Source organism: Enterococcus sp. LJL51 (genome assembly GCF_054871795.1).
Map to the genome: position 1 here is coordinate 1 of NZ_JBTXLW010000033.1, position 4,683 is coordinate 4,683.

General features: G+C 36.5%; 4 protein-coding genes and 2 pseudogenes. 3 read left to right on the forward strand and 3 right to left on the reverse strand.

Features of this window, described 5'->3' with window-relative positions; translation table 11 throughout:
• From ACYSNQ_RS17835 to ACYSNQ_RS17845, 3 genes and pseudogenes are all read right to left on the reverse strand, one after another.
• Nucleotides 1-305: pseudogene (locus ACYSNQ_RS17835) on the reverse strand (lysozyme); the annotation flags it as partial.
• A gap of 654 nt (nt 306-959) precedes the next feature.
• Nucleotides 960-1,322 (reverse strand): annotated as a pseudogene (locus ACYSNQ_RS17840) (IS110 family transposase); the annotation flags it as partial.
• Nucleotides 1,323-1,604: 282 nt separating this feature from the next.
• Nucleotides 1,605-2,777, reverse strand: coding sequence for a MalY/PatB family protein (locus ACYSNQ_RS17845; RefSeq protein WP_426084926.1), 1,173 nt, complete (start codon nt 2,775-2,777; stop codon nt 1,605-1,607).
• 178 nt (nt 2,778-2,955) lie between these two features.
• On the opposite strand from ACYSNQ_RS17845, the gene ACYSNQ_RS17850 reads away from it, so the two are divergent.
• The 3 genes from ACYSNQ_RS17850 (at nt 2,956) to ACYSNQ_RS17860 (ending at nt 4,357) form a co-directional block, all read left to right on the forward strand.
• The gene (locus ACYSNQ_RS17850) at nt 2,956-3,324 is read left to right on the forward strand and encodes a CvfD/Ygs/GSP13 family RNA-binding post-transcriptional regulator (protein ID WP_426084927.1); all 369 of its coding nucleotides are present in this window, start codon (nt 2,956-2,958) and stop codon (nt 3,322-3,324) included.
• Between the two features lie 74 nt (nt 3,325-3,398).
• Entirely contained in the window at nt 3,399-3,761 is a 363-nt protein-coding gene (locus ACYSNQ_RS17855; RefSeq protein WP_426084928.1) for a hypothetical protein, read from the forward strand.
• An 80-nt stretch (nt 3,762-3,841) separates the two neighbouring features.
• Complete coding sequence (locus ACYSNQ_RS17860) at nt 3,842-4,357, forward strand: GNAT family N-acetyltransferase (RefSeq protein ID WP_426084929.1); 516 nt, start codon at nt 3,842-3,844, stop codon at nt 4,355-4,357.
• Nucleotides 4,358-4,683 lie beyond the last annotated feature (326 nt).

Below are 4,683 nucleotides of genomic sequence, written 5' to 3' on the forward strand. Positions count from 1 at the left end.
TTAGCTTGCCAACTATCAGATCCGATTTTTACCCAAACGTGTCCATAGCCGCCACCACCATTTCTATTAACTGCAATGTTAAGCGTACCAGAACCGACGTTTGCAATTCCTTCTGAAACGTACGTAACTGGGATATCTTTTGCATTTCCACGCGCAGCATATGGATTTGGTGCGCCAACAAATTCAAGAATGTTCTTAATTAAGCTAACACATTGTCCATTTAATCCGGCATTAGATTTATCGACCGTTATTTGACCGATAAGACTATCAAGAAAACTTTTTACTTCTCCAATTGTTTTTGCCATAAGTTTTCCTTTCTTTACTTTTTTGTAAGATCTTACAACGTTAGTATAGCGAATATAAGTGTTTTCTAACTGTCAACTTACTGTCGCTTGTCTCCCTATGAAAATTGACCAGCTATTGATAAAGCTGCTGGCAAAATTTAGGAGTTTGTAGTTAATAATAATGATCTATTTCTACAAATTTTATAATCAAATTAGCCACCAAAGAAAATAAAAAAATATCCTAGTGAAAAATCGTGTATTATCGAGATCCCGACACCAATCAATAAAAAGATTTTTCAATACGACTGGTACACATTCTATTACAGAACACACAGAGAGAAAACACTTAACAGCCATTGAGCTGGGAAAAATGGTTCTATACTTTTTGATGCTGGTAGAATTCACCAACATCTTTCCTAAGATCCGTCAAGAGGAAAATAGAAAAATAATTTTGGTAGATCATCGTTCAACGAGAACTAATCCAATGAAGAGTAAACCAAATAAACCAGGTGAATCGCTGAAATTTTTACCTGAGCTTTGAGATAATTATGGTATAAGGATTCGTCCTTATTGGTCGCTGGAGGACATATACGCGTATTTTGTATGATTCTTAACCATGGAATGCATGCATTTCAGAAGCTTGTTCATACAGGCAACTGTGGCAACCTTTTCCTGCTGGTGCTGTTTTACTTCTCGTTGATTTTTTTGGTGTGTTTGAGCGAGTTTGTGTGCATCGATTTTATCGGTTTTCCAGCTACGTAGGGAACCTTCCTCCATCTGTTTTTTTGCTTCCAAAGGATTCAAGAGGCAGTAGGACAACTGATTGTCCTGACAGAATTTTTCTAAAGGACGAGAGTAGACACCCGTCGCTTCAAAAACAATTTCAGGTGTTTCGGACAGCGCATTGATTTCTTGAAGTAACTGTTGGAAACCAACTTGATTATGTTGGATTTTCCCTTCTGATAAACAATGAGTCCCATGATAGAGCACTTTGTAGTTTTCTCCTTTTGATACATCAAGAGCTAGAATAACTGTCATTGTTTTCTTCTCCTTTTCTTTTTTATTGAAAGACCTTCACTGATTCCTTCCGATTCTACTTTCCTTTACACGGACTCGAAGTCCCAACATACCTAAACCTGATTCTAAAAGGATAGTGAAGGAGCTCGGTTTATAGTTCGGACTCGTAGTCCTTGAGGTTTTGTTCGAGCTTCCTTTCACCCTCACTATACGCTATAAATAGAAAATAGTGGGTAAGATATTCCGTTGAATACCTTACCCACTAATCTTAGTATGTTTTATTGATAAAGGAATAAGTATCAATCAACTATTGGTCAGTGCTTTTTTTATTCGTTTAAGACCTTCTATGAGTGTCTCTTGAGGACAAGCTGCATTTAGCCGCATATGCTGACTTCCTTGGGGACCAAAGGATATGCCAGTATTGAGAATGACTTTACCTTCTTCAACTAACAATTTTTCCAACTGTTTGTCGGATAAACCATAAGCAGAGAAATCCAGCCAGACCAAATAGGTTCCTTCCGGTTTCATCATTGTTACCTTAGGCATTTCGGTAGTTAAAAATTTCTGAATCGTTTGGAAATTTTTCTGTAGATAAAGTAAAAGTTCTTCCAGCCAAGGCTCTCCATGACGATAAGCAGCCTCGGTACCAACTAACCCAATGGTGTTGATTTCACTTTGCTGGTTTAGCGTTTGAATGTCAGCAAATGTTTTTCGGAGTTTTGAATCATGAATAAAAATCATTGAGTTTTTAATTCCAGCCAAATTAAAGGTTTTTGTTGCGGCGGTTAAAATGATTGAAAAGTCTTTAAACGACTCATCTACGTTATTAAAAGTCGTAAACTCAGCAGGTGAAAAAATTAAATCTTGATGAATTTCGTCACTAATAACTAAAACACCATATTTTCTGCAAAGCTCACCGACCTGTTTTAATTCTTGTTTAGTCCAGACACGTCCGCCTGGATTATGGGGATTGCATAGAATGAAGACTTTAACATTCTGCTCTTTAAGTTGCTGCTCCATATCGTTAAAATCTATTCTAAAAATTCCATCTTTTTCATATAAAGAGCTGCGGACTACTTTTCTGCCATTCGCTTTGATAACTTGTGCAAATGGATGGTACACTGGATCGTTGATAAGAATGCCATCCTCTGGTTCAGTAAACGCTTGAATCGCTAATGCAACACTAGGAACAACGCCGCTATTAAATAAAATTGCTTCTTTTTCTACTATATAATGGTTTCTTTTTTGCTGCCATTGCTGAATGGATTCATATAGGCTATCTGGAGTTACTGTATAACCAAGGATTCCTTGTTCTATACAAGCACTCATAGCGTCCAAGATTGGCTGATGAACCCGGAAATCCATATCCGCGACCCATAAAGGCAAGAGATCTTCTTGGTGGTACATATTGTCGATAGCATCCCACTTCACAGAATTGGTTCCCTTACGGTTGTATACATGGTTAAAATCTGTCATATTCTTTTCCCCTCTATATATAGTTTAAATCAGACATTTATAATTGAAGTATAGAATAGAACAGGTAAAAGATAAATGAAAAAGAATAAAAATAGCAGGTAAAAATCTATTCAGAATTTAGGGAACATGATATTATTTAAGAGATAGTGACTGTGAAGAGCAGAAGAGAGGGATACGAATGCAATATAAAATAGGAATGGTTTTAAATGGGACAGTTACAGGATTGCAACCGTATGGGGCATTTGTTTCACTGGATGATGAAACCCAAGGGCTGATTCATGTTTCTGAAATCCAGGTAGGTTACACGAAGAATATTCATAGTGTACTGAATATAGGTGATGAGATTAATGTACAGGTAATAGACATTGATGAGTATTCAAAAAAAATAAGCTTATCACTAAGAACACAAAATGATAGTGTTCAACAGGCGCGTTACAGAAGAAAAAAATACTTTACTAATAAAAATAAGAAAATTGGATTTGCTACTTTAGAAAAGAAATTACCTCAGTGGATTGATGCTGCAATGGATGAACTTCTTACGAAATAATTCTGTTTTTTTTCTGAAAATGTGTTACAATTTTCCTATATTTATGAAAACAAAAATCAATTGAGGTGGAAGTTTTGTCTAACAAAAGAGTAGCCGGCACGATTATGTTGAATCTGCATGATGGAACAAAAAAGTTTCTCATTCATCCAACGAAAGATGAAGCAGAGTTTATCACAGCAGAAGTTTCCGAAGAGATGACAGGGCTGGCCAGTATTTTACAGCTTTTCAAGGATAGTATTCAGTTAGATGTGACTTCAATCAGTTTGGTTGAATTAACAAATGCACATAATGAGAAAGAAGATTTGCCTCTGTTTGTCTTTGAAATGGAGGAAGGAGAATCTGCGAAATTGGGAAGCGATACATACATGTGGGAAAGTCCCGCAAAGCTGAAGGATTTATTATCGGCTTATGACATGGCCGGTGTCCCGATGTTCTGATTTTTAAGTAATAGTATAGAAGTGAATGAAGGAAGCGGAAAACCGCTTCTTTTTTTAAACCTAAAAAATGGAGGTTAAGAATGGTAATGAATATTCGAAAAGCAGGTTTGCAAGATACAAAAACAGTGATGGAAATGCTAAAAGAGGCAGCAGTCTGGTTAAAAAGCAAAGGAAGTAGTCAATGGTCCGATGTTTTGGCAGGAACAGATAAGCATAATCTGACGGAAGCTGTAGAACGAGGGGACGTGTATCTGTTTAATCAAAATGATGAAGTTGTTGGGATGGCTGCTGTCTGGAATCTGCCAACAAAATGGGATTGTGAGTTATGGTCGAATATCGGCTTAAGTCAAGATGCATACTATATTCATCGTTTGATAGTTCATCCAAACTACAGAGGAAAAGCATACGGGAGTCAGATGCTGAAAGTTATCAAAGCGCATTTCCAAAATACAGCAGCAGAACTAAGGTTAGATTGTATTGCTTCAAATGATAAGCTTGTGCGTTTTTATCAAGAGCAGGGATTTAGAAATGCTGGAACGGTTCAGCTTGAAAATGACGGTAGTTTCGAGCTTTTTAGATGCTTTATTGGTGAGTGAAAAAGTATTATGAAAAAAAATAGAGAAAACAGTTGACCTGCGCAAGGAAACTTGATATATTATTACATGTCGCAAGACGAGACAATGACTTTCAGACAGTTGGATAGAATAACATCCAGAGAGAAGAAAAAACTTGTTGAATCAGTAAAAAAGTTATTGACAAATAACAAAGAAGCTGATAAACTGAAACAGTTGTTATGAAACACAACAACGGATTGCCGAGTTCCATCAACTTAAAACTTTTTCAAAAAAAGAGTTGACATCTTATCGGAGATTTGATAAGATATAAAAGTTGCTGCGAGGCAATGATGTAGACCTTTGAAAAC